This is a genomic window from Amycolatopsis sp. NPDC054798 (assembly GCF_053611505.1).
Genome location: NZ_JBSHAM010000003.1, coordinates 109838 through 133345, shown reverse-complemented (window position 1 = coordinate 133345; position 23508 = coordinate 109838). Strand labels below are relative to the sequence as shown.

The window sequence follows — 23508 nt, the reverse complement described above, 5'->3', positions numbered from 1 at the left end:
AAGCGGGCGACCGGCATGACCGACTACCGCAGCATGCAGCTCGGCGAACTCCGCGGCCTGATCGTGGCGGAGTGCGAACAGCACGTGCCCTTGCTCGCCGACGCCTCGGCGATGTGGGAGGCGATCCGGCCCTGGCTGGCGCTCCAAGCAGACAAATTGGATCAAATGCGCCGCAATCTCCGCAGCAATTGGAAGGACTTCGCGGGCAGCGTCTTCGACGCCGAGGCGCTCAAAGTGGCGCAGGTCGCGTTCTCCTGGACCGACAAGATGGCCGGCGGCCCCGAATCGGGCGGTCCGCTGACGACCAGCACGACCACCTCCCAGATCAAGGAGGCGATCGACAAGCTGATCGACGAGATCCACCGCGCGCGGGACTTCGCGGACGGCAAGATCGCGAGTTTGGCGCCGGACGCGTCGAAAGACGACGTGGACCGGGCACGCAACGAAGTCGCCGACAAACTGGACGGACTGGCGCCCTTCTACCAGCGGGCGGCCTCGCAACTGTTGGCCGCTCCCGGCAGGCTGTTGACGGGCGAAGACCCGAAGGCCGCTTTGCCCTCCCTTTCGGACCAGCCGGGGCCGGGCGTGCCGAACAACGGCGGCGGCGGCGACCCGGCGGCGAATCCGGAGGAAAGCCCGGCTCCGCAAGACGTTCCCGACCCGGAGGACCCGGCGAAGGATCCGGCCGAGAACTCGCCCGAATCGCCGGTGGTCACCGCGAAGAACGCGGTGGACGTGGCGAGCAAGCTGCTCGACCTGGCGAAGAACGCGGGAGGCGGCGGGGGAAATCCCGCGCAGGTGCCCAATCCGCTGAGCACCGCGTTCGACCCCGCCGACCTGTACCAGCCCGCCGACCTTTCCTCGGTCCCGCAACCGGATTCCGGTTTGCCGGGGCTCGCGGGCGCGGTCGGCGGGGGAGCGGGGACCGGAGCCGGAGGGGGCGGCATCGGTCCGGCTGGGGCAGCCGCGGGCGGGGGCGGCACCGTCTCGCCGCTTGGCGCGCAGTCCGGGCTTTCCGCCGGAGCCGCACCCGCCGGGACGGCGACGGCGGCCGGTGCCGGAACCACCGGCAGCAGCGGCATGCCGCCGATGTATCCGCCGCAATCCGGGGCCGGGCGGGGAAGTTCCGGCTCCGGCGGCATCCGGCCGGGGGCGGCGGAACACGTCAACGCGGTCCGCTCGCGCAAGACGGACGGCAAAACCGGGGTGGTGCTGGCCGGACGGGAAACCGAGGGCAAGCGCCGCCGGAAACCGGCCCCGGCGAAGGCTCCGAAGAAACCGCCGCCGCCGGTCGAGCGCGCGGAGCCGGTCGAAGTGCTCGACGAAGAGTTGTGGCAGGTCGGCGGCGCCGGCCCGGAACGCAGTTACCGAACCTGAGGAGGGGAAAGATGTCCGACGCATCCTTCATCAAGGGGGACCCCGAGGCGATGGCGGTGTTCTCCGCGCAGACCAAGGCCCCGGCCCCGCCCGCTTCGCTGGCCCGGCTGGGGGAGGGGGTCAGCCCGCTGGGCACGGTCGAGGGAATCCTGATGGCCGTGCTGGACAAGGCCGCGACCGGCGTGGTCAGCGCCTACATCGGCAACACCAGCGAGGACATGACGACCATTTCGGCGAAGGTCAAAGCCGCCGCCGCGCAGTACAAGGCGACCGACCTGATCAACAGCATCGACCTGGCGACGTCCACGATGAAGCTGGCGGACAAGGGGATCGGCGTCCTCAAGCAGTTCTCCGGCTCCGGCGCCGGGAAAACCCAGGGCACCGGCACGGGCACTGGCACCGGCACTGGGACCGGCACGGGCACGGGCGGGGCCTCGCCAGAACATCCGTCCGCCCCGCAATCCGTCTGAAGAGGAGTTTGACCGGTGATTCCCTACAACTTGCTGCTTCCCGATTTCCACAAGGCGATGATCGACGCCGAACAGGCGCACATCCCGACGCTGCGTTCCGCGGCGACGATGTGGTCGGAGGTGCACGCCTGGAGCCAGACCGCCGCCGAGGAACTGCGGCGCAACGCCGGGACCGTGACCTTGGCCGGCTGGCAGGACAAGGCCGCGGATTCCTTCGAGGCCAAGGTCGGCCGGTCGATCGCGGACCTGACGACGTGGAGCGACCGGATCGCCGCGTCGCAGGTCTCGACCCACCTCAACGCGCTGGCGGACACTCTGCCGGTGACCCAGGGCCTGGTCGAAGGCTTTTACGCCGAGTACGTGACGACGCGCATGAACCCGCTCGCCTGGGAACTCGCTTTGCAGGCCTGGCAAAGCTCCGCGACGGCGATGAACGAACTCGGCGCGCAGTACGACGGCGCGATGCTCGCGGTGTGCGGGGCCGCGGGCGTGACGAATCCGGCGGACCTGATCCCGAACTTCACCATCTCTTCGGCGGACGCGGTGAAGACGGCGGACGCGGCGGTGAACTTGCTGACCGAGGTGCAGAGTCTCGCCCAGGCTGCGGGAATCGGCGGCGGGAGCGGCGGCACGTCACCGGACCTGTCGAAGCTCGCCGGCGGCCTGACCGGAGCCGCGAACGCACACGGCCTGAGCTTGAACCCGCAGGATTGGCAGTCGGGACAAGGGCTTTCGCTCGCCGGGCTGGGTCCGGGCTCGCTGTCGCCGGGCGACCTGGGCGGTGCGATCGGCGGGATGCCGGGACTTTCCCCGGCTGGCTCCGCGCCGGTGGCCGCGGGGTTGCCGTTCGGCGCGCTCGGCGCGGCAGGCGCAGGTCTCGGCGCGATGCCCGCCTTGCGTTCCACGGCGGCGAAACGGAGCAGCGTGGAACCCGAGGGCGCGTCGAGCGGTTCGGCGCGGGGCGGTGCGGGCGGGATGGTGCCGCCGATGACTCCGCACGGCATGGGTGCCGGAACCGCCGGAACCCTCCGGCCCGGCACCGCCGAGAACACCGATGGCCAATCGGCCAACGGGCGTCGCCGTTCCACCGCCAACGACGGGGTGGCGGTCGCGCTCCGGGGCCGGGCCAGCGGCGCCCCGGACGGATTCGCGGCGCGCCCGAACCGGTTCGGCGAATCGGGGACCGGCACCGTGGAACTGATCACCAGCACGGACGAACGCTGACCAGTGCGACGGCCGGATCGAAGCTCTCGGCCCGGCCGTCGCGCTGTGGGGAGGAGCGGTGTCTTGCCTCGGCGGGGTGCGCCGAAAGGCCGCGGCCGGACCGGAAATCCCCGGCCCGGCCGTTACGCCGCCTGCGGGAAGCGAAGTTCGAAGATCGCCCCGCCCTCGTCCGCGTTGTACACCGAAAGCACGCCGCCGTGGGCTTGCGCCACCCACCGGACGATGGAAAGCCCGAGGCCGGACGAACCACCGGTGCTGCTGAACCGGTCGAACGCGTCCGCGGCGGTCGACGGGTCGATGCCGGGTCCGTGGTCGGCGACGGTGACCGTGCCGCCGTAGACGGTGATGTGCACGATCGCTTCCGCGCCCGGCTGCCTGCCGTAGCGGACGGCGTTGTCCAGCAGATTGCCGACCGCGCGGCGGATCAGGGTCGGGTCGGCGTTCACCTTCGTCGGGGCCGCGGTCACGGTCACCTGCGCGCCTCCGGTGTGCGCGCTCTCGGCGATGTCGGTGACCAGCTGGTCCAGCCACACCGGTTGCAGGTTCAGCTGTTCGACGCCCGCGGCGAGCCGGGCCCGGACCAGCAGGCTGTCGATGATGCTGCCCATGTCGGACGCCAGCTGCACCGTCCTCGGGAGCAGCGCGGCACGCTGCTCCGGGTGCGCCTGGGCGGTTTCGGCCAGCGCGCGCAGCGCGGCGACCGGGCTGCGCAGGTCGTGCGCGGTCTCCGCGAGCAGCACTTCCTGTTCCTGCAACGCCGCCGCCGCGGGACGGATCGACCGGCCGGACAGCAGGTGCCCGGCGAAGCCGAGCACGGCGATCAGCAGCACGCAGCCGCCGACCACCAGCAGCACGAACCGGGTGTGCGCCGACTGCGTGCCGCTCAGGTCGGCGACCGCGACGACGGCCCCGAGGTATTTCCCGGACGGGTTCAGCAACGGCTGCGCGCGCACCAGGACCGGCCGGCCGTCGGTGCTCTGCTGGCGGCCCTCGGCGGTGCCGCCGGTGCCGATCGCGTCGGCGGCGAGCCCGTTGAGCACGCCGAGGTCCATCGGCACGCAGGCGTGTCCGGAGACGTGCGGCCGGAAGGTCTGCGCGCCGCCGGGCAGGATCGCGAACTGGGGGCAGCGGTTGTTCAGCTCGTCGCTGGTGACGAGCGCGAAGCTGACCACGCCGCCGTCGTAGCCGACCAGCCTGCTGACCGACGAGGTGACGCGGTCGAGGCTCGCGGTGACCTCGGCGGCGCCCCGATCGGCGTCCTCGTTGACGACGATCCAGGCGAGCACGATCAGCCCGATCGCGTTCATGGTGGTGAACAGGGCGGTGAGGACCCAGCGGAGCCGGCGCAGCCGGTCGGCGGCCGACCCGTTCACCGGGAGCCGAACCGGTAGCCGAGACCGCGCACGGCGTGGATCAGCTCCGGCTCCCGCAGTTTCCGCCGCAGCCGCTTCACGACCGCGTCGACCGGATTGGACTTGTCTCCCATGTCCTCCGCCGCCGCGTCCCAGCAGTGGTCGAGCAGTTCGGCCCGGCTCACCGCCTGCCCGGACCGGACGAGCAGGTACTCGAGCACGGCGAACTCCTTGTTCGACAAAGTGAGCAGCACGTCGGCCCGGCGGACCTCGCGTCGTGCGCAGTCCATCACGAGGTCGGCGTGGCGCAGCACCGAGGGCCGGTCGGAACCGCTGCGCCGGCACAGGTTCAGCACCCGCTGGGTCAGCTCGGCCATCGCGAACGGCTTGACCAGGTAGTCGTCCGCGCCGTGCTCGAACCCGGCGACGCGGTCGGCGGGCGAGTCGCGCGCGGTGAGGAACAGCACCGGCGTGTGCCAGCCCCGGCGGCGCAGCGCGTCGACGTAGCCGAGGGAATCGCCGTCGGGCAGCATCCGGTCGAACACCGCGCAGTCGTACCCGTGCGCGCCGAGCGCTCTCCCGGCGGCGGCGAGGTCCCCGCAGACGTGCACGCCGAGCCCGGCCGCGCGCAGCTGCGCGGCGACCGCGACCCGCATGTTCTCGTCGTCTTCGACGACCATCACCGTTGTCATCCAAACCTCAGGTGTCCCGATGGAAAGTTAGCGCATGCAGTTCCAACTACTCGGTCCGCTCGAGGCCCGCCCGTCGAGCGGCACCCGCATCGAGCTGAGGGCGACGAAGCCGGGCGCGCTGCTGGCTCTGTTGCTCCTGCACGCTAACGCCTGGGTCCGAGTCGATCAGCTGATCGGCGGAATCTGGCATGAACAGGCCGCGCCCGCCTCCGCGCTGCGCAACCTGCGCAGCTACGTGTGGCAGCTGCGGCAAAGCGTGGGGGAGCGGCTGGAAAGCCGGCCGGGCGGCTACCGGATCACCGTGCTGCCGGGCGAACTGGACACCGAACTCGTCGAAACGCTGGCGGAATCCGGGCGTGCGGCGCTGGCCGGCGCGGAGTACGACGTCGCGGCGGAGCAGCTGTCGGCCGCGCTGGGGCACTGGCGGGGAGAGCCGTTCGAAGGACTCGAGTTCGACGGCGCGCGGGCCGCCGCGGCGAAGTGGGAAGAACGCCGCACCGAGCTTCAATGCCTGCTCGCCGAGGCGTACCTCGCTTCGGATCGCGCGACGGACGCAGTCACGCTGCTGCGCGAGGTCGCCGACCGCGACCCGCTCCGTGAAAGCGGCTGGGCGCGGCTCGTGCTGGCTTTGCAGCAAGCCGGTCGTCCGGCTGAGGCGCTGGCCGCGTTCGAGCACGCGCGGAAGCTGCTGGCCCGCGAACTCGGCTGGGAACCGGGGCCGGAACTCGTCGCCGCGCAGCGGAAGGTGCTGCGGGAACGGCAGCCGGGCACGGGCGCGAAGCTCAGCCTGGTCGCGGGCGGCGGTTCCGCGCCGCGGCCGGCCGGGATCGACGGGTTGCTGGCGTCCGCCGCGAACGAGGTGCTGATCATGTGCGCGACCGCCGGGACTGGACCGGCGGACGCGGTGCGCCGGCTCGGCCAGGCCACGCTGCGGCCCGGCGTGCGCTACCGCGTGCTGTGCCCCGATTCGGCGCGGCTGTCCGGTGCGCTCGGCGGCCTGGCCCTCGCCGGTGCGGACGTGCGGACTGTGGACAGCGTGCCGACCGACGCGTTGATCGTCGACCGGACGGCGGCGGTGCTGCCGGACGACCGGGCTGGGCAAGGCACCGCGTCGGTCGCGGTGTTCCGGTTGCCTGGCGTCGTCGCCGCGACGGCGGGGCTGTTCGACCGGATCTGGCCCGAGGCCGTGCCGCTGATCCCGACCGGCCTCGACGACCGGGACGCCGGCGCGGGACTCACCCGCCGCGAACGCGATCTGCTCACCCTGCTGTGTTCCGGAAGCACCGACGAATCCGCCGCGGCCCGGCTGGACATCTCCGTGCGCACGGTCCGGCGGATGGTCGCCGACATCATGAACCGGCTCGGTGCGCGCAGCCGGTTCCAGGCCGGGGCGAAGGCCGCCGGCCGCGGCTGGCTGATGGCCGAGGCGGGCTGATGACGACCGCGAACGCACGCCGCCTCCTGGTCGCCGACCGGCCCGGCGCGTACCCGACGATCGGCGACGCGCTCGCCGCCGCCCCGGACCACGCCGAGATCACCGTCGCCGAGGGGCGGTACCGCGAAGTGCTCGCCCTGTCCGGCCTGCACGTGACGCTGGCGGCCGAGTCCGGGGCGCAGGTGATTGTCGACGGAGCCGGAGCGGATCATCCGGTGCTGCACGCGGTCGGCGGATCCCTGACGCTGCGCGGGATCGAGCTGCACGCCGGAGAGTCGTCCGCGCTGTCGGCGGAGAACGTGGAGCTGGTCGTGCGCCGCTGCACGATCACCGGCGGGCGCGGGCCCGCGGTGCGGATCGAGGGGACGGCGGCGTTCGAGCTGACCGGCTGCTCGCTCAAAGCGGTCGAGCAGGGCGTGGTGATCGAAGGCAGCCCGGGACGGCTGGTGGACACCGTGGTCGAGGAAGTGACCGGCGACGGCGTCGTGATCGGCATGGGGGCCGCGCCGGTGCTGCGCGGCTGCACCGTGACCGGCTGCGGGCTGCGCGGGGTGTACGTCTACCAATACGGCCGCCCGGTGCTGGAAAACTGCGAGATCTCGCGGACCGGTTCGGACGGGATCGCGGTCGCCCAGCACAGCGCGCCGGTCCTGCGGAAGTGCACTGTCCGGGATTCGCGCGGCGTCGGCATCGCGTTCGCGGCCGGATGCGGCGGCACGATCGAAGAGTGCCGCGTGGACAACGCCGCGGAGCCGGGCATTTCCCTCGCCGAGGGGGCGAATCCGGTCGTGGTCGAGGCGACCGGGCCGTCCGGTTCCGGCGGCGGGGCCCCGGAGGAGCTGCTGACCGAACTCGACACGATGGTCGGGCTGCCGCGGGTCAAGGCCGAGGTGCGTTCGCTGGTGGACGAGCTGCAGGTCAACGAATGGCGGCGGAACGCGGGACTGCCGGTCGGCGGCGCGAGCCACCACCTGATCTTCGCCGGCGCGCCCGGCACCGGGAAAACGACCGTGGCCCGGCTGTACGGGCGGCTGCTGAAAGCACTGGGGGTGCTGCCGCACGGCCAGTTCCGGGAGGTGGCGCGGCGCGATCTCGTGGGCCAGTACATCGGGCACACCGCGGAAAAGACCGCGACGATCTTCGAAGAGGCGCGAGGCGGGGTGCTGTTCATCGACGAGGCCTACACGCTGTCGCGGGCGGGCTCGGCGGGCGGCGACTTCGGCCAGGAGGCGATCGACACCCTGGTCAAGCTGATGGAGGACCACCGGGACGAGGTGGCGGTGATCGTGGCCGGGTACACGAAGGAGATGGCCGGGTTCCTGGCCGCCAACCCCGGGCTCGCGTCGCGGTTCGGCAAGACGATCGAGTTCGAGAACTACACGCCCGGCGAACTGCTCGGCATCATCGGCCGGATGGCCGCGGGCCAGGACTACGAACTGGACGGGGCCGCGGAACCGGTGCTGGCGGAGCACTTCGCGCGGATCGCCCGCGACGAGAACTTCGGCAACGCCCGCGACGCGCGGCGGTTGTTCGAGGGCGTGCGGAAGTCGCAGTCCCAGCGGTTGCGGCTGCTCGGCCGGGTGCCGACGCGGGACGAGCTGCGGAGCCTGAGCATCGCCGACGTCGAGGCGGCGGTGGCCCGCTAACCTGGGCTTCGTGCGGGTGCTGGTGGTCGAAGACGATGACAATGTGCGGACAGCTCTCGACGTTTCGCTGCGCGGTGCCGGATTCGCCGTGGACACGGCTCCCGATCTGCCGTTCGCCGACGAAGCGCTCTTCGTCAACGCCTACGACTGCGTGGTCTTCGACCGGATGCTTCCCTCGGGCGACTCCCTTCGCTACGTGTGGGGACGACGCCAGTCCGGCTGGCTGGCGCCAGTGCTGTTCCTCACCGCGCGCGACAGCACCGCCGACCGGGTGGAAGGCCTGCGCCTCGGGGCCGACTACCTCGTCAAACCGTTCGAGATGGCGGAACTGGTCGCGCGCGTCCGCAGCCTGTGCCGGCTGAGCCCGGGGCCGCGGACCCGCCCGGCCGTGCTGCGCCGCGGCGACGTGGAGCTCGACGCCGGCACGCGCGAGGTGCGCCGCGCGGGCGTGCTGCTCACTCTGGCTCCCAAGGAATTCCTGGTCCTCGAACGGCTGATGGCCGCGGCCGGGGCACCGGTGCCGCGCCGGGAGCTGATCGAGCACGCGTGGGACCGGATGGCCGACCCGGACTCGAACGTGCTGGAGGTCGTGGTCCGCCAGCTGCGGCGCAAACTGCGGGAACAGACCTTGATCGAGACGGTCCGCGGAGTGGGTTACCGATTCGCGGGATAGCGAGGCGGCGGCGCGGGCCGTCAAGCTGAACCCGCCAGCTCCGCCTCGATCAGGTCAGCGGCCCGCTCAGTCCCGCCCTCCGCCATCAGCTCCGCGCGGACCTCCGCCAGCCGGTCCGCGACCTCCGGTGTCCCGACCAGCTCCAGCAAGCTCTCCCGCAGCGCTTCCGCGCTCGCGTGGCTCGGGTCGATCCTCAGGCCGACGCCGAGCCGGACCAGTGCGTCGGCGTTGTCCGGCTGATCGGTGTGCGGATCCTGCGGGACGGCGATCATCGGCACCCCGTGGAACAAGCCCTCCGCGCATCCGCCCATCCCGCCGTGGGTGACGAACGCGGCGGCCTTCTCCAGCACCGCCAGCTGCGGCACCCAATCCCGCACCTCGACGCTGCCGGGCACGGAACCGAGCGCGGCCGCATCGACGTGTTTGCCGATCTGGAGCACCACGTGCCACCCCGGCAGATCGCCGAACGCCGCGACGCACTCGCGGTAGAAGTCCGGCTTCCCGGTGAACGTCGACCCCAGCGACACGAGCAGCACTCGCTCCGCCCCGGCGGGAGGCTGCCACTCGGGAGCCGTTGAGCGGGAACCGAAACAGGGTCCGACGAACGTGGTCCGGCGGGGATCCACCCGGTCGGGGTTCGGTTGCAGCACCCGCGGGATCAGGGCCAGCTCCCGCGCCGGGCGGCCCAGGTAGCCGGACGGGATTCCGTTGGCGCGCAACCACTCCGCCCACCGTTCGTAGTGGCCGGAGAAGCGCGGATCACGCCGTCGTTCCTCGAATTCGCGGAGAAGTTCTTCGTCGCTGCGGTCGGGAACGGTGTTCGGCGAGAACATCACGTGCGGCACGTGCCAGTGCTCGGCCAGCACGCGCACGGCGCCGACGCCCTGGTCGTAGAGGACGAGATCGGGCCGGTCCCGGTCGAACGCCTCCCGCAGCTGCGGGGTCATCGCGATCGCGTCGTCGAGGAACAGGTCCCGGTGCGCGATCTCGTCGGACGGCCACTCCGTGCGTCCATCCAAATAGGACAGAAGAGTGGACCGGTACGGCACGAAGTTCGCGCCGGCGCCCGTGACGACGTCGGCGAACGCGGGATCGTTGGCGTAGCTCACCCGGTGCCCGCGGGCGACGAGTTCCCGGATCACCTCCAGGCTCGGCAGCACGTGGCCGTAGGACGGCAGATTCACCATGCACAGATGCGCCATCACGACCCCAGCCGGGACAGCGGAGCGTCGGGAGCGTCGACGGCCGCGGTGAGCAGCGCCCGCAGCTGGTCGAGCAACCTGGCGGCGGTGGCACGGTCGAACAGGTCTCCGGAGTAGTGCAGGTAGGCGTCCAGTTCGTTCCGTGCCTCCTGAAACTCCAGGTACAGGTCGTGGTCGTGGGAATCGGTGCCGATGGCGACCGGACGCTCGCCGTTGCGGTCCGCGCCGACCGGAAGGTCTTGGAGCGCCAGCTGGACCTGGAACAGCGGATGCCGGTCCGGCGTCCGCGCGCCGAGTTCCGCCACCAGCCGGTCGAACGGGACGTCCTGGTTGGCGTAAGCGGTCAGGTCGACCTCGCGCACCCGGGCCACCAGCTCCCGGAACGACGGGTCCCCGGCGGTATTCGTGCGCAGCACCAGGCAGTCGGCGAAACACCCGACGAGATCGTCCAGCTCGGGGCGCGGGCGTCCGGCGATCGGCGTGCCCAGCGGCAGGTCAGTGGCCCCGCTGAGGCTGGTGAGCAGGGCGGCCAAGCCCGCGTGCAGCACCATGAACAGGCTCGCCCCGCATTCTCTGGCCACCGCGGTCAGGCCCTCGCGCAGCCGGGCGTCAAACCGGCCGAGCACGGTCCCGCCCCGGCCGGTTCGGACGGCCGGGCGCGGCCGGTCGGCGGGAAGCGGGATTTCGGCGGGCAGTCCGGCGAGCGTGGTCCGCCAATGGGCGAGCTGTGCCTCCGGGAGCAGATCACGCTGCCACACCACATAATCCGCGTACCGCAGCGGAAGCGACGGCCACGTGGGCGCGATCCCGGCGCACCGGGCGGAGCAGGCCTGCCGGAAGTCGCGGGACAGCACGTCGAGCGACCAGCCGTCCGCGGCGACATGCGGGAGCACCAGCAGCAGAACCGGCTCTCCGCCGGTTATCAGATACGCGTGCAGCGGTGGCTCCCGCGTGAGGTCGAACGGTTCGGCCGCCGCTTCCGACAGCACGCGATCGAGGTCGGCGGCGGTCGCGGTGAGCCGCCGGACTTGCGGTGGCGCAGGGTCCAGGATGCGTTGGTACGGCTGGCCTTCGTGCACGTCGTAGACCGTCCGCAACGATTCGTGCCGCGCGACGAGATCGGTCAGCGCGGCGGTCATCGCGGGTTCGTCCAGCTCCGGCAGCCGCAGGGCCAGCGGGAGCACGGTGGTGGCGGTCGGCCCGTGCAGCTGGTCTCGCGCCCAGAACCGGAACTGGCTGTGCGACAGCGGGATTCGTTCCGGAAGCTGTTGCCGTTCCAGCGGTGCCGTCATGGCGGGTCGAGCCTGCTCCACCCGCGCGGCGAGCCCGGCGGCGGTCGGGTGGTCGAACAGCTCGCGAACGGCCAGTTCGACGCCGAGCAGATCCCGGATCCGGGAAACCGCCCGCATCGCCAGCAGGGAATGCCCGCCCAGGGCGAGGAAATCCTCGTCGACGCCGACTGCCGGCCGGTCGAGAGTGTCGGCGAAGACCTCGCACAGCATCCGCTCGTGCGGGGTGCGCGGAGCCCGGCTCGCCGGGGCAGGCGTCTGCCGGGCAACGGCGGGCTTCGGCAGCGCCGAACGGTCGATCTTTCCGTTGGCGGTGCGCGGAATCTGCGCCATCACGAGCAGCGTGGACGGCACCAGATGGGTCGGGAGCCTCGCCGCCAGCCCGGCCCGTATGGCGGCCGGATCGACCGCGGCTCCCGGCGCGGGCACGAGGTAGCCGATCAGCCGCCCGTCGTCCGGCACCACCACGGCCTGGCCGACACCCGGGTGCCCGGTCAGCGCTGCCTCGACCTCGCCCGGTTCGATCCGGATCCCGTTGACCTTGACCTGGTCGTCGACCCGTCCCTCGTAGTGCAGAAGACCGCCGGTGTCCCAGCGGCCCAGGTCGCCGGTGCGGTACATCCGCGTGCCGGGCGGGCCGAACGGGCAGGCGGTGAACCGCTGCGCGGTCAGCCCGGGCTGACCGAGGTAGCCCCGGGTGAGGCCGGGGCCGGCGACGTAGATCTCGCCGACCGCGCCGGGCGCGACCGGAGCCAGCCGCGAGTCCAGCACGAACACTTCGGTGTCCCGGATCGGGCGGCCGATCGGTGCGACGGCATGGCCGGAACCGGGGGAGCAGGGCCACAGCGTCACGGTGTCGGCCGCCTCGGCCGGACCGTAGGTGTTCACCATCCGGCGGTCCCGCGCCCACGTCTCGATCAGCGTCCCCGGGCAGGCTTCGCCTCCGACGACCAGGGTGCGCACTCGCGGAAGACTGTCCGCCGGGACGGTCGCGAGCACTGCCGGAGCGAGCTGTACGTGCGTGATGTCGTGTTCGGTGATCCACTCGGCCAGCGAAGGACCTTCCAGGATGACCTCCGGGCCGGGCAGCACCAGATGTGCGCCGGACAGCAACGCCGTGCACAGTTCGGAAATCGCCGCGTCGAAGCTTGGCGACGACAGCTGGGAGACCGTGGAGTCCGCGTCGACCGCGAACGCCTCGATTTGCGCGGCGGCCATGCTCACGACCGCTGCGTGCGGGACGGACACCGCCTTCGGGGTTCCGGTCGAACCCGAGGTGTAGAGCACGAACGCGGGATTCAGCGGCCGTACCCCGCTTTTCGGCAGCGTATCCGGCTGCGCGGCAAGGGTTTCAGCGGTTCGGGGATCGGCGAGGTTGAGGTGCGGAGTGTCCGATTCCTGGTGCGCCAGGGTCAGCACCGGCCGGGAATCGGCGAGCATGAACCGGATCCGCTCGGCCGGGTAGGCCGTGTCCACCGGCAGCACGGCCGCCCCGGACTTGAGCACCGCCAGGATCGCCAGCGCGTGATCGGCTCCGCGCGGCACAGCGACCGCGACGGTCCGCTCCGGTCCCGCGCCGCGGGCGATCAGCAGATGCGCGAGCCGGTTGGCTGCCGCGTCGAACTCCGCGTAGGTGCAGGAAGTCCGTGCGTCCGAGACCGCGGGCCGGTCCGCGTGCCGGGCGGCGATCCGGCCGAACCACTCCGCGAGGGTCGGCGTCGGCCGCAGGATGCGCTCGGGTTCGGCCGAGATTGCCAGCAGAAGTTGGCGGAAGCGCGCGGCCAGGTCGTTCGCTGTCGTTTCCGGGACGACATCGGGCCGGTAAGCCAGCCGGACGCCGAGTTCCGCGCCGGGGCGGACGGTCAGGTCGAGCGGGTAATGCGTCGATTCCCGGCCGCGCACTGCGGTGAAAAGAGCGTCGCCGTCGCGGAGTTCCTGGGCGCCGGCGTAGTTCTCCACCACCGTGGCGGTGTCGAACAGTTCGCCGTGCCCGGCCATCCGCTGGATCTCCGCGAGATCGAGGTACTGGTGCTCGAACAGGTCCGCCTGCTCGCGCTGGAGCCGCCGCAAAAACCCGGCGAGCGGCTCGTCGGCGGCCAGCCGCACGCGCACCGGGAGTGTGGTGATCAGCAGGCCGATCAGCTCGTTCGCCGCGGGGAGTTCCGGCGGCCGTCCGGACACGGTGGTGCCGAACACGACGTCGGTGCGGCCGGTGTGCTCGCTCAGCAGGATCGCCCACGCGCCCTGCACGGCAGTGTTGAGCGTGACGCCGAGCTGCCGCAGCCGCGCCGACAACCTGGTGTAGTCCTCAGTGGACAGTGAAGTCGTGATCTCGACCGGAGCGGCGGCAGCGCGCCGGTCGGCGATCAGTGTCGGGCCGGTGAGGCCGTCGAGGGAAGCCTGCCACGCCCGGACCGCCGCCTCGCGGTCCCGTTCGCCGAGCCAGTCGAAGTAGTCGCGCAGCTCCGTCACCGAGGCACGGGGGTTTCCGGCGTACCCGCGGCGAAGTTCGTCCAGCAGCAGCGGGATCGACCAGCCGTCCAGCAGGACGTGGTGGTAGGTCAGCACCAGCCGGTTCCGTCCGGGCAGCCGCACCAGCAAAGCGCGCAGCAACGGCGGCGTGGCCAGGTCGAACGGGCGGGCCTGCGCGGCCTCGGCGAGTGCATCTGCCGCGTCCTCGTCGGACAGCTCCGCCTCGGCCCACTCCGGCTCCGTCAAGGCGGGAATCACCGCGACCGGCTCGCCCGAGCTGACCGTCGGGAACGCGGCGCGCAGCTGGGGATGCCGCTCCAGCACCGAGGTCAGCGCCGATCGCAGCCGAGAAGCGTCCACCTCGCCGGTGAGATCGAGGCTGAGCTGCATGCGGTAAAGATCGGTGCTGTCCAGGTTGGCGTGGAACACGAAGCCCCGTTGCAGGGGCGTCAGCGGGAGGATGTCGGTGAACCCGGGGTGCTCCGCCGCGATTCGGTCCACATCGGACTGACGCAGCGGAGTCAGCGGGAAGTCCGACGGCGTGTGCCCGCCAGTGCCGGGAATCCGGGCGTGGTCGGCCAACGCGGTCACCGCCCGGGTCCAGCTCGCCGCGAGGTCCTGAACGTCCTTTCCGGACAGCAGGGCCGGGGCGCAGGTCCAGGTGGCGCCGAGCACGGGGCCGCCCGGGCCTTCGGTCACGTGGGCGTCGACGAGCAGCGGATGCCCCAGCGGCTGCCGGTTGCCGGACCCGCCGGCGATCACCTCGGCGGTCAGCGCGCTGTAGCCGGTCACCGGGGCCCAATCCGCCTCGGCGGACGGCGTGAACCGGCCCAGGTAGTTGAACGCGATCTGGGCCGCCGGGGCGGCGGCGAGCGTGGCCGCGGTGTCCGGATTGAGGTAGCGGAGCAGCCCGTAGCCGAGGCCCTGGCCCGGCACGGAGCGAACCTGCTCCTTGACCCGCCGCAGGCACGCGCCCGCGTCCGCGCCGCCGGACCAGAGGTCGTCCCACCGGAGCGGGCCGGGGTCCAGCCGCACCGGGCGCATGCTGGTGAACCAGCCGACCGTGCGCGTCAGGTCGATCGCGGCGTCGAGGTCCGCGCGGCCGTGGCCTTCCACATCGACCCGGAAGGCGGTGCGCGGCAAGCCTTTCCGCTCCCGCCAGTCGGCGACCGCGACCGCCAGCGCGGTGAGCAGGACGTCCTCCGCCGAGGCGTGGAAGGCCGCACACACCGGGCCGAGCACGGCGCGGGTGGTGTCTGCCGGCAGCGACACGGTGTGATGCGTCGCCGCGCCGAAGGTGTCGCGGTTCCGGTCCAGGCTTCCGGTGGTGATCGCCGGACCAGTCCCTGTCACGACCGAGTTCCAATACGGCAGTTCCGCGACCCGGCGCGGGGACCGGGCTTCCTCCTGCAGCCGCGTGGCCCAGGCCCGGAAGGAGGTCGGCACAGGCGGCAGCGGCGTACCCGGAGCCTCGCAGGCAGCGGCGAGATCCGACAGCAGGATCGGCCAGGACACGATGTCGACCGCCAGGTGGTGCACGACGAGCAGCAGGCTGCCCCGGCGGGCGAGCCCGGCGTCGAACCAGACCGCGCGGACGATCACGCCTTGCTCCGGCGCGAGCGAAGCCCCGGCCGCCGCGGCTTCCGCCTGCACGAGCGCTTCGGCGTCCGGACCGGTGACGTCGACCCGGCGCAGGCAGTTCTCCGCGCTCGGCTGGAGGTCGATCGACCCTCGCGCCCACCGCATCCGCAACATGTCGTGCCGCGCGAGGACCTGCTCCAGCGCCCGCGCCAGCCGAGCCTCGGTCAGCCCGGCCGGGGTGTGCACGAACGCGGACTGGCTGAACCGGTCGATGTCGCCGCCGGTTTCGGCCAGCCAATGCATCACCGGCGTCAGCGGCACGGTCCCGCCGCTCGGCTCGGCGCTGGCCCCGACCGGTGCCACCGCGGCGAGCCCGGCCGGACTGCCGTGCCGGAACACGTCGCGCAGCGTGAACCCGAGCCCGGCGGCCTGCGCCCGGGTCACCAGCTGGATCGCGGAAATGCTGTCCCCGCCCAGGTCCAGGAACCCGTCGTCCGCGCCGACGCCGGTCGTGCCGAGCACCTCGCCGAAGATCCGGCACAGCGTCGCCTCGCGAGCATCAGCCGGACGACGGGACTCGGGCCGGGCCGGTCGGGGGAGCGCGGCGCGGTCGATCTTGCCGTTGGCCAGCCGGGGCAGCTCGCCGAGCGCGACGATCGCCCCGGGCACGACAGCCTGCGGCAACACCCGGGCGAGATGCTCCCGAACCCCTGCGGTGTCGATTTCGGGCACTACATAAGCGATCAGGCGCTTCTCGACGGTAACCACGACGGCCTGGTCGACGCCCGGATGCGCCAGGAGGGCCGCTTCGATCTCGCCGGGCTCCACCCGCACGCCGTTGACCTTCAACTGGCCGTCCGTGCGACCGTCGTAGTGCAGCGTTCCGCCGGAATCCCAATGCGCCAGGTCGCCGGTCCGGTACATCCGCGCGCCCGGCGGGCCGTAGGGGCAAGCCGTGAAGCGCTCGGCGGTCAACGCTGGCCGGCCGCCGTAACCGCGGGCAAGACAGTCTCCGGCCAGATACAGCTCGCCGGTGATCCCCGGCGGAAGCGGGCGCAGCGCCGAATCCAGGACGAGGACGCGCACGCCGGGCATCGGCCGCCCGATCGCGGCGACGGCCGAGCCGGGTTCGCAATCCCACAGCGTCGCCCAGATCGTCGCCTCGGTCGGACCGTAGGCGTTGACCATCGTGCGGCCTTCGCTCCATCGCTGCACCAGTTCGCCGGGGCACGCCTCGCCGCCGACGATCACCGTGGCCAGCCCGTCCGCCGCCTCGGGCGGGATCGTGCCCAGCACCGTCGGCACCAGCTGTGCGTGGCTGATCTCCGCTTCGCGCAGCCAATCGCCGAGCCCGGCCCCGGCGCGCGGGACGCTGGAATCCGGGATCACCACGGTCGCTCCCGCGGCCAGCGGCGCGAACAGTTCCGCGACCGAAATGTCGAACGCGGCCGAGGTGGTGTGCGCCATCCGGGCGTCCGCGTCGAGGCGGTAGCCGGTCACGAAGGCGGCGACGGCATTCGCCACCGCGGCCCGGGTGGTGACGACCGCCTTTGGCGTGCCGGTAGAACCTGAGGTGTAGAAGAGGAACGCCGGATGTTGCGGCGTCGCGCGTTCGACCGGACGCGTGCCCGGATGTTCGATCGTGTGCGGCAGAACGAGGTGCGGGCCAGGGATTCCGGCGAGCGTCGTCGCGGTGCCGAGGGTCAGCAGCGGGCGGGCGTCTTCCACCATGAACTGGCGGCGTTGCAGCGGATGGTTCAGGTCGAGGGGGAGTGCGGCCGCGCCTGCGCGAGTGATCGCGAGCAGGGCGGTCAGATACTCCGCGGACGGCGGGATCGCGACCGCCACTGTCCTTTCCGGACCTGCGCCGTGCTCGATCAGCAAGCGCGCCAACCGGTTCGCCGCCGCGTCGAGTTCGCGATAGGTGAGTTGCCCCCGCGCGTCGCGCACGGCGATCCGGTCGGTGTCCGGGGCCAAGATGGGATCGAACGACGGTGCGGGCGAGGGACTGCCGATTCCGGTGGCGAGCAACGCCTGGGCACGGTCGTCGGCCAGCAGCCGAATCGCCCCGGTCGGTTGCGCGGGCTGCTCGGCGATCGCCGTCAGCAGGCGGACGAAGCTCTCGGCGATCTCCGTCGCGGTGTCCGCGCTGAGCACGTCCGGCCGGTAAGCGAGTTCGACGGTCAGCTCTCGCCCGGGAATCACGTAGAGGTAGAGCGAGTAGTGCGTCGACTCCTGCCTGCCGAAGCCGGTGACCGCCAGTTCGCCGCTGCGGCCGAGCCCGCCCATGTCCGGATAGGTTTCGACGACGGTCGCGGTGTCGAACAGCACCCCGTGCCCGGCCGAGCGCTGGATGTCGGCGAGGCCGAGATACTGATGCTCCAGCAGATCCGCCTGCTGGTCCTGGACCTGGCGCAGCAGCCCGGCCAGCGGTTCGTGCGGCGAACACCGGACCCGGACCGGGATCGTGTTGATCAGCAGCCCGACCATGCGGTCCGCGTGCTCCAGTTCGGGTGGACGCCCGGACACCGTCGTGCCGAACACGACGTCGGCCTTGCCGGTGAGCCTGCCGAGCAGCACCGCCCACGCCGACTGCACCGCGGCGTTGAGCGTCCGGTCGAGCCCGCGCAGCCGCTCCCGGAGCGCGTCGAAGACGTCCGCCCGCAGCCGGGCGGTGACCTGGTCCGGCTGGGCAGTGCGCGCCCGCAGCCGTTCCGGGGCAAGGAGGGTCGGGCCGTCGAGATCCCGCAACGCCTGCGCCCACGCCTTGGCCGAGACCGCGTGGTCCTGTTCCGCCAGCCAGCGCAGGTAATCGCGATGGTCGGCGGCGGGCGGCAGTTCCGCGCCTTGGGCGAGTGCGAGCAGTTCGCGGATGAGGATCGGCGTCGACCAGCCGTCCAGCAGCACGTGGTGCTGAGTCAGCAGCAGCCGCGACCGGCCTTCGCCGAACCTCAGCAGCGCGGCGAGCAGCAGCGGCGGACGGGCGAGGTCCAGCGGGGCCTGCAGTTCCTCGGCGGAAATCCGCGCCGCCTCGGGTTCCGCTCCGGAAAGCTCCACGACGCGCCACTGCGGCGGGCGGTGTTCCGGGAGCACCTGCACGAGGCGGCCGTCGCGGGTGGCCGGGAACGCCGCGCCGAGGTTCGGGTAGCGGCGGACCAGTGCGTCCAGCGCGGTGCGCAGCCGGTCCGGATCGAGGTCTCCGTCCAGGTCGAGCGCCAGTTGCACGCGGTAGTTCTCGTCGGTGTAGCTGCCGTGGAAGACGAGACCCTGTTGCAGCGGGGTCAGCGCCACGATGTCGGCCAAGCCCGGGTAGTCGCGGAGCAGGCCGTCCACCTCGGCCTGGTTCAGCTGCGCCAACGGGAAGTCAGCAGGAGTCCGGCGGTCGCCGGCCAGCCGCGCGAGCCGGGCCGGGGTGCGGCGCAGGAACAGTTCGTGCGGCGTGAAGCGGACCCCCTTCGCCTGCGCTCGGCCGACCAGGGCGATCGCGAGCAGGCTGTCCCCGCCGAGCGCGAAGAAGCTGTCGTCGACTCCGACCGTGTCGAGCCCGAGCACTTCGGCGAACACCTGGCAGAGCAGCTGCTCGGCCGGGGTCGTCGCGCGCGTGGTGGGCGTCGCCGACCGGGCTGGGGCCGGTAACGCTGCGAGGTCGGTTTTGCCGTTGCGGGTGGCCGGGATCTCGTCCAGGACAACGAGGTCAGCCGGGACGAACGCACCGGGCAGCGTCGCCGCGAGCCTGGCCAGCACGGCCTCGACGTCCACAGTGGACGCGGGCACGACGTAGCCGACGAGTCGCCGCCTGCCGGGCTCGTCCTCCCGCACGGTCACCACCGCGCGCGCGATAGCCGGATCGGCGCGCAGCGCCGCCTCGACCTCGGCGGGCTCGATCCGCACCCCGTGGATCTTGACCTGCTCGTCGGCGCGCCCGCAGAAGTGCAGAATGCCGTCGTCGTCCTCGCGGACCAGGTCCCCGGTCCGGTACATCCGCCCGCCGGTCGGGCAGGCCACGAACCGCTCCGCCGACAACCCCGGACGGCCGAGGTAACCCCGCGCGAGCCCCGGCCCGGTCAGGTACAGCTCGCCGGGCTCGCCCGGCTCCACCGGACGCAATCGCGCGTCGAGCACGTGCGCGGCGAACCCCGGCAGGGGACGGCCGATCGGAGCCGTCGGCGTCGTCGCCCGGCCGGGCCGATGCCGCCACAGCGTCGCGACCACCGTGGTTTCCGTCGGTCCGTAGGTATTCCAGATCTCGCGGTCCGGTCCGGCCAGGCGGTCGAGCAGCTCCGCCGGGCACGACTCGCCGCCCAAGATCAGCAACCGCACGGACTCCAGATCTTGGGCCGTCCAAGCCGCGGCGAGCGCGGGCACGGTCGAAACCACGCTGATCCGGTGCTCGCGCAGCCACGGCCCCTCGACCGCCTCCCGGGCCGCCGGGACCAGGCAGGCGCCGCTGCGCCAGGCCAGCCAGATCTCCTCGCAGGACCCGTCGAAGGCGACCGACAGCCCGGCGAGCACCCGGTCGCCCGGCCCGAGCGGCTGACCAGCGCAGAACAACCGCGCCTCGCTGTCTGCAAAGGACACCGCAGCGGAGTGCGGAACGGCGACGCCCTTCGGCCGTCCGGTCGAACCCGACGTGAAAATCACCCACGCCTCGCCGTCCGCCCGGCCCCCGGCCGCGGTGCGCGGCTCGACCCGGCCGCCCTGCCGCACCACCGCTTTGACCGCGGCCTCGGCGAAGACCTGTTCGACCCGGTCGTCCGGATCGTCGGCGTCCACCGGGACGTAGGCCGCTCCGGCGGTGAGCACGCCGAGGATCGCCACGTACAGCTCAGCCGTGCCGGACGGAAGCCGTAAGCCGACCCGGTCTCCCGCACCGACTCCGTGCCCGCGCAGACGTTCGGCCAGCGTCGCAGCCTGCTCGGCCAGCGCGGCGTAGGTCAGCACCGTGGTTCCGTCGTCGAGCGCCGCGGCCTCCGGATGCCGCCGGGCGGTTTCGGCGAACACGTCGGCCAGCGTCCGTTCCTCCGGCCGGGAACTGGTGCGGGACGGTCCTTCGTGCGGTTTCTCGGACATCGCGGCGGCGATCCGGGCCGGGGTCCGCCGCCGGAACACGTCCCGCGGCGTGAACGCCAGTCCCGCTTTCCGGGCGCGGTTCACCAGCCGGATCGAGGACATGCTGTCCCCGCCCAGCGCGAAAAAGCTGTCCTCCGGCCCGGCCCCGGCCACCCCGAGCACCTCGGCGAACAACCGGCAGATCACCCCGGCCGTGCCGGACACCGCACCTGTACGAGATGCAGTGGTAGGGACGGGCGCGGGCAACGCGTCCCGGTCGAGTTTTCCGTTGCGCGTGAACGGAATCGACTCCACCACGACCAGCGCTCCCGGCACCAGGGCACTGGGCAGGCGGCGCGCGAGGTCCGCGAGCGCCGCATCAGTGTCCACAATGGATCCAGTCACGTAGCCTACGAGGCGTCCCTCGCGGAGCACGACCGCCGCGTGGTCGACGTCCGCCCGCGCTGTCAGCGCGGCCTCGATCTCGCCGGGCTCGACCCGGATCCCGTTCACCTTGACCTGGTCGTCGGCGCGGCCCCGGAATTCCAGCAGCCCGTCGCGGCCCCACCGCGCGAGGTCGCCGCTGCGGTACATCCGCGCGCCCGGCGGCCCGAACGGACTGGCCACGAACCGCTCCGCCGACAACCCCGGGCGTCCCAGATACCCCCGGGCGACGCCGGATCCCGCGAGGTACAGCTCCCCGGTCACGCCCGGAGGCACCGGTTTCAACGCCGCGTCCAGCACATACGCCTGGGCACCCCGGTGCGGGCGGCCGATCGGTGCGGACGGTGTCTCGGCACCGGGCTCGAAGTCCCAGAGCGTCGCGCTGACTGTCGCCTCGGTCGGCCCGTAGGCATTGACCACCCGGCGTCCGTCCGTGTGCCACCGCCCCGCCAGGTCGGTCGGGCACGCCTCGCTGCCGACGAAGACCGTCCGGACCCTGCGCAGCGATCCTTCCGGGAGACTGCCGAGGACCGTCGGAGTGAGCAGAAGCTCGGTGACCGCTCGCTCGTCGAGCCAGCGCGCCAGGTCCTCACCGGCTGTCGGCACCTCGGGGATCACCAGCGTCGCACCGGCGAACACCGCGGCGCCGATCTCGGCCACGGAAGCGTCGAAGGCCGCCGAGGCGAGTTGCGCGACCCGCGATTCGCCGGTCAGCCCCAGCCGCTCGGCCCAGGTGGCCGCCAGCCGCGCCCACGACCCGCGCGCGACCACCACGCCCTTCGGCTCGCCGGTCGACCCCGAGGTGTGCAGCAGGTAGGCGGCGTTGCCTGGAGACACGGGGCAGTCCACGGCCGCGGTCGGCAGATCGTCCAACGCGTCCAGCACGACGGGAGCACTGCCCGGCGGCAGCAAGTCCACTGTGGACGAAATGGCCAAGGTCGCCGTGGCGTCGGCCAGCAGCGTCGCGATCCGCGCGGGCGGCGTGGCGGCGTCGATCGGGGCGAACGCCGCTCCGGCCCGGAGCACCGCCAGCACGGCGGTCAGATAGGCGGCCGAGCGCGGCGCGACGATCCCGACGACCTGCTCCGGGCCGCTCCCGCGCGCGGCCAGCACCCCGGCCAGGTGCTCGACCCGTTCGTGCAGTTCGGCGTAGGTCAACGTGGCGTCCGCTGCCTCCACCGCCGTGCGGTGCGGTGCGTTCCCGGCGTGGCGGGCGAGCAGATCGGACAGCGACTCCGGCGCGGTCGCCGCCTCGCCCGTGCTCCAGGCCAGCACCTCCGCCAGTTCCCCGCCGGTGTGCAGCGGAAGGTCGCGCAGCCGGGTGCCCGGCGCGTCCAGCGCGGCGGCGAGCAAGCCGAGATACCGCCGGGGCAGCGCCTCGGCGCTGCTCCGCCGGAACAGATCCGTCCGGTACAGCAGCCATCCGTCCACAGTGGACAGCTCAAGAGCGAGATCGGCGCGGGCCCACCCGTTGTGGATCGACTCGTGCCCGGACGACGGCACGAAGTTGAACGCGATCCGCGACAGCCGGCCGAACCGGTCGGCCCCGTCCGCGCTGAACTCCTCGGCGATCTCCTGGAACGAGATTCCCTTGTGCCGCAACCCGTCGAACAGCGCGTCCCGCACTCGCGCGACCGCCTCGGCGAAGGTCAATTCGGTGGGAAGCGAGACTCGCACGATGACCGTGTCGATGAACATCCCGATCACCGGCTGCGTCTGCCGGTCACGGCTCGAAGTCGGCACGGCGACGGCCACGTCCGCCGTGCCGGACATCCGCGCCAGCAGGACGTGATGCGCGGCGAGCAGCACCATGAACGCCGTCGCGCGCAGTTCGCGGCCGACCGCCGTCACGCGGTCGAGGAACCCGTCCGGCAGGCGGAACGGCACCGCCGCGGCCTCGTGCCCGGGCACCGCGGGCCGGGGCAGATCCGCGGGCAGATTCTCGGCCGGCAGCTCGGCGAGCTGTTCGCGCCAGTAGGCCAGCCGACGCTCCCGGTCGCCGCCAGCGGAACGCTGCCGCGCCGAGTAATCGGCGTACTGCGCGGCCAGTTCGGGCAGCTCCGCCGGTCGCCCGGCCGCCGACGCCGCGCACAGTTCGTCCAATTCGGACTGCAACAGCACACTCGACGTCGCGTCGAACACTGCGTGGTGCACCACGAACAACAGCCAGTAGTTCTCGTCGGTCAGCCGCGCGCAAACCGCGCGCCACAGCGGCGCACGATCCAAGGGGAGCGGTCGCAAGCTCAACTCGTGCAGCAGGTCGCGAGCCTCGGCCTCGGCCTCGTCGTGCCCGCGCAGATCGACGTGCTCGACGTCGAGCACGACCTTGTCGTGGACCGTCTGGTGCAGCACCCCGTGCTCGTCGGCGGACAGCGAGGTGCGCAAGGCTTCGTGCCGGGCAGCGACGGCCGCGAGCAGTTCCTCGATTTTTTCCGGCGGCAAGGCGACCGGCGGCAACGGCATTGCCGCGGAGATGTGATAGGCCGGGGAATTTGGCTCGAATTGGCTGGCGAACCAGATCCGTTCCTGTTCGTGCGAGGCGGGACAGATCCGTTCGGCCATGAGCAACTCCCGAAGCCAGCGAGCCCGAGCGGGGCCGAGA

At 72.2% G+C, this 23508-nt stretch carries 10 protein-coding genes; 6 read left to right on the top strand and 4 right to left on the bottom strand.

Translation table 11 applies throughout. The features are described from left to right. Window positions 1–15: 15 nt before the first annotated feature. The 3 genes from ACWGIC_RS03430 to ACWGIC_RS03420 are packed head-to-tail and all read left to right on the top strand — an operon-like array spanning window position 16 to window position 3071. On the top strand, window positions 16–1377 hold the full coding sequence (locus ACWGIC_RS03430) for a hypothetical protein (protein ID WP_452074298.1): 1362 nt from the start codon (window positions 16–18) through the stop codon (window positions 1375–1377). Between the two features lie 11 nt (window positions 1378–1388). Then, window positions 1389–1847 (top strand): hypothetical protein, encoded by a 459-nt coding sequence (locus tag ACWGIC_RS03425; protein ID WP_452074297.1) that lies wholly within the window; start codon window positions 1389–1391, stop codon window positions 1845–1847. Window positions 1848–1862: 15 nt separating this feature from the next. Continuing rightward, the gene (locus ACWGIC_RS03420; RefSeq protein ID WP_452074296.1) at window positions 1863–3071 is read left to right on the top strand and encodes a hypothetical protein; all 1209 of its coding nucleotides are present in this window, start codon (window positions 1863–1865) and stop codon (window positions 3069–3071) included. A 122-nt stretch (window positions 3072–3193) separates the two neighbouring features. Here ACWGIC_RS03420 and ACWGIC_RS03415 read toward each other — a convergent pair whose 3' ends face one another. Then, complete coding sequence (locus ACWGIC_RS03415) at window positions 3194–4444, bottom strand: sensor histidine kinase (protein ID WP_452074295.1); 1251 nt, start codon at window positions 4442–4444, stop codon at window positions 3194–3196. Continuing rightward, on the bottom strand, window positions 4441–5115 hold the full coding sequence (locus ACWGIC_RS03410) for a response regulator transcription factor (protein WP_452074294.1): 675 nt from the start codon (window positions 5113–5115) through the stop codon (window positions 4441–4443). The genes ACWGIC_RS03415 and ACWGIC_RS03410 overlap by 4 nt, the downstream gene beginning before the upstream one ends. Before the next feature lie 34 nt (window positions 5116–5149). Here ACWGIC_RS03410 and ACWGIC_RS03405 point away from each other — a divergent pair, with 34 nt between their 5' ends. Genes ACWGIC_RS03405 through ACWGIC_RS03395 form a run of 3 tightly spaced genes read left to right on the top strand, consistent with a single transcriptional unit; the run spans window position 5150 to window position 8869 of the window. Further along, window positions 5150–6550 carry a BTAD domain-containing putative transcriptional regulator gene (locus tag ACWGIC_RS03405; protein ID WP_452074293.1) on the top strand — a complete coding sequence of 467 codons (1401 nt, stop codon included), beginning with the start codon at window positions 5150–5152 and terminating at the stop codon, window positions 6548–6550. Beyond that, on the top strand, window positions 6550–8196 hold the full coding sequence (locus ACWGIC_RS03400; RefSeq protein ID WP_452074292.1) for a right-handed parallel beta-helix repeat-containing protein: 1647 nt from the start codon (window positions 6550–6552) through the stop codon (window positions 8194–8196). The genes ACWGIC_RS03405 and ACWGIC_RS03400 overlap by 1 nt, the downstream gene beginning before the upstream one ends. 10 nt (window positions 8197–8206) lie before the next feature. Next, window positions 8207–8869 (top strand): response regulator transcription factor, encoded by a 663-nt coding sequence (locus ACWGIC_RS03395; RefSeq protein WP_452074291.1) that lies wholly within the window; start codon window positions 8207–8209, stop codon window positions 8867–8869. Window positions 8870–8889: 20 nt separating this feature from the next. Here the strand turns inward: ACWGIC_RS03395 and ACWGIC_RS03390 are convergent, their stop codons facing one another. Both ACWGIC_RS03390 and ACWGIC_RS03385 read right to left on the bottom strand, forming a co-directional pair. Continuing rightward, window positions 8890–10071, bottom strand: coding sequence for a macrolide family glycosyltransferase (locus ACWGIC_RS03390; protein ID WP_452074290.1), 1182 nt, complete (start codon window positions 10069–10071; stop codon window positions 8890–8892). Next, window positions 10071–23468: an amino acid adenylation domain-containing protein gene (locus ACWGIC_RS03385; RefSeq protein WP_452074289.1), complete on the bottom strand. Its 13398-nt coding sequence runs from the start codon at window positions 23466–23468 to the stop codon at window positions 10071–10073. Before ACWGIC_RS03385 ends, ACWGIC_RS03390 begins: the two co-directional genes overlap by 1 nt. Window positions 23469–23508: the final 40 nt, after the last annotated feature.

What these genes read in the sequence shown, in the direction of transcription:
- ACWGIC_RS03430 (WP_452074298.1), top strand. Translation starts at nt 16, where the DNA reads ATGACCGACTACCGCAGCATGCAGCTCGGCGAACTCCGCGGCCTGATC.
- ACWGIC_RS03400 (WP_452074292.1), top strand. Translation starts at nt 6,550, where the DNA reads ATGACGACCGCGAACGCACGCCGCCTCCTGGTCGCCGACCGGCCCGGC.
- ACWGIC_RS03385 (WP_452074289.1), bottom strand. Translation starts at nt 23,468, where the DNA reads ATGGCCGAACGGATCTGTCCCGCCTCGCACGAACAGGAACGGATCTGG.
- ACWGIC_RS03410 (WP_452074294.1), bottom strand. Translation starts at nt 5,115, where the DNA reads ATGACAACGGTGATGGTCGTCGAAGACGACGAGAACATGCGGGTCGCG.
- ACWGIC_RS03405 (WP_452074293.1), top strand. Translation starts at nt 5,150, where the DNA reads ATGCAGTTCCAACTACTCGGTCCGCTCGAGGCCCGCCCGTCGAGCGGC.
- ACWGIC_RS03390 (WP_452074290.1), bottom strand. Translation starts at nt 10,071, where the DNA reads ATGGCGCATCTGTGCATGGTGAATCTGCCGTCCTACGGCCACGTGCTG.
- ACWGIC_RS03425 (WP_452074297.1), top strand. Translation starts at nt 1,389, where the DNA reads ATGTCCGACGCATCCTTCATCAAGGGGGACCCCGAGGCGATGGCGGTG.